The 1,934-nt window shown below is 48.9% G+C and carries 2 protein-coding genes; both read left to right on the top strand.

All coding sequences use genetic code 11. From position 1 onward, the window contains the following. The first annotated feature begins 169 nt into the window (after positions 1-169). The gene (kefG, locus tag R7070_RS24625) at positions 170-763 is read left to right on the top strand and encodes a glutathione-regulated potassium-efflux system ancillary protein KefG (protein WP_005480062.1); all 594 of its coding nucleotides are present in this window, start codon (positions 170-172) and stop codon (positions 761-763) included. After that, positions 747-1,934: monovalent cation:proton antiporter-2 (CPA2) family protein (locus R7070_RS24620; protein ID WP_318141336.1), on the top strand; the 1,188-nt coding region annotated here is incomplete at its 3' end. The genes kefG and R7070_RS24620, both read left to right, overlap by 17 nt.

Raw genomic sequence — 1,934 nt, 5'->3', positions numbered from 1 at the left:
ATAGGGTTTTTGTTCACTTTGCGCAGCGCGCGTTTCTTGGTCGTTGATCTCGCGATGAATAGTAGGGCTATTGACGGGAAAAGTCGATCACTGAGCTTTAATTGCATTATGCTATACAAAAAAGTATAACAATTTGATAACGGATAAAAATCACCACAAGGACGACCATTTGGCTGTAGCAGCGTCTATTCTCCCAAGAGTTCTGGTCATTTATGCTCACCCAGAGCCACACAACTCCATTGCCAATCAAGTGATGATAAAGCGAGTGCAATCACTTGAGCACGTGACGGTGCACGATCTTTATGGCGCTTATCCTGATTTCTTTATCGATGTGAATCACGAACATGATCTACTGATGAATCATGATGTGATTGTCTTTCATCATCCTCTTTATATGTATTCATGTCCGGCGTTGTTGAAAGAGTGGTTAGACCGAGTACTCGGCAAGGGCTTTGCGTTTGGCGACGGTTCTGCACTGGAAGGCAAATATTGGCGCAGTGTGATCACCACGGGTGGTAAAGAAGAAGCCTTCAGTGCTAGGGGGTATAACAAGTATCCGTTAGAGCAGATTCTGCAACCGTTCGAGTTGACGGCGGCACTATGTCAGATGCATTGGATGGAGCCGCTGGTGTTGTATTGGTCGCGCAATGTTTCTGATATTGAACGCTATGAACACGCGGAGCAGTATCGTCGATGGCTGAGTAATCCTCTTGATGAGTGGGAAGCGTTGCACCAAGGAGGTCAGCATGGCGATAACCAGTGAGTTTCTACAAAGCAGTGTCGTGTTTCTGTCGGCGGCGGTGATTGCTGTTCCTTTGGCGCAGCGATTTGGCTTAGGTTCGGTGCTTGGCTATTTGTTGGCAGGGGTATTGATTGGCCCATGGGGATTACGCCTGATTAGCGATGTCGATGCGATTCTGCATTTTGCCGAGCTCGGGGTGGTGTTGCTGCTGTTCTTAATTGGCTTGGAATTGAACCCGAAAAAATTATGGCAAATGCGAGGGCCGATTTTAGGTCTTGGCGGCGCGCAAGTTGTAGTGACGACGGCGGTTATTGGTAGCATTGTCAGTTTGTTTGGCTTGAGCATGCAGGTGAGTTTGGTCATCGGCATGGGGCTCGCCCTTTCCTCTACGGCCATTGCACTCAAAGTGATTGAAGAGCAAGGCCGCAATGGCACCGAAACCGGGCAGTCTGGTTTTGCTGTGCTGCTTTTTCAAGATATCGCCGTCATACCGATGTTGGCTATGTTACCGCTTTTGGCTGGTGAACAGAATGTAGGTAGTTGGTTCGATGCTTTTACCGTTTTAGGCAGTGTCGTAGCCTTGTTGATTGGTGGTCACTTTTTATTGCGCCCTCTGTTTCGTTTTGTCGTGATGAGTGGGGTTCGCGAGCTATTTACCGTGGCTTCACTCTTGGTGGTGCTAGGCATTTCGGTGGTGATGCAAAAACTGGGCTTGTCCATGGCGCTAGGAACTTTCTTAGCTGGAGTGCTGCTGGCCGAAAGTGAATATCGCCATGAGCTAGAAATCGCTATCGAGCCGTTTAAAGGCTTGCTGCTTGGTCTGTTTTTTATCGCGGTTGGCATGGCGGTAAACTTAGGCTTACTGGCGTTGCATCCTCTTGAAATTCTTGGTGCGGTGGTGGCTTTGGTTGTGGTGAAAGGTTTGGTGTTGTACGCCCTAGCCAGAGCGGGTCGAGTGCGAGAAAAAGCACGTAGCCGTATGGCCGCCATCTTGAGCCAAGGTGGTGAGTTTGCTTTTGTGATTTTCACCGCGGCAAGCCAAGAAGGCATTTTATCCAAAGAACAAGTGGCGTTTTTGTTGGTTGTGGTGAGCCTATCGATGGTGACCACGCCACTCTTGTTGATGGGACAAAAGAAGTGGTTCGCTCATACGCTGAATCAGGAAGAAGAGAGCGTCACCAGTCACGTGGTT

This window comes from Vibrio sp. 1557 (assembly GCF_033340175.1).
Taxonomy (GTDB): Bacteria; Pseudomonadota; Gammaproteobacteria; order Enterobacterales; family Vibrionaceae; genus Vibrio; species Vibrio alginolyticus.
The sequence above is the reverse complement of the archived record's forward strand: the minus strand, read 5'-3'. Positions and strand labels throughout refer to the sequence as shown.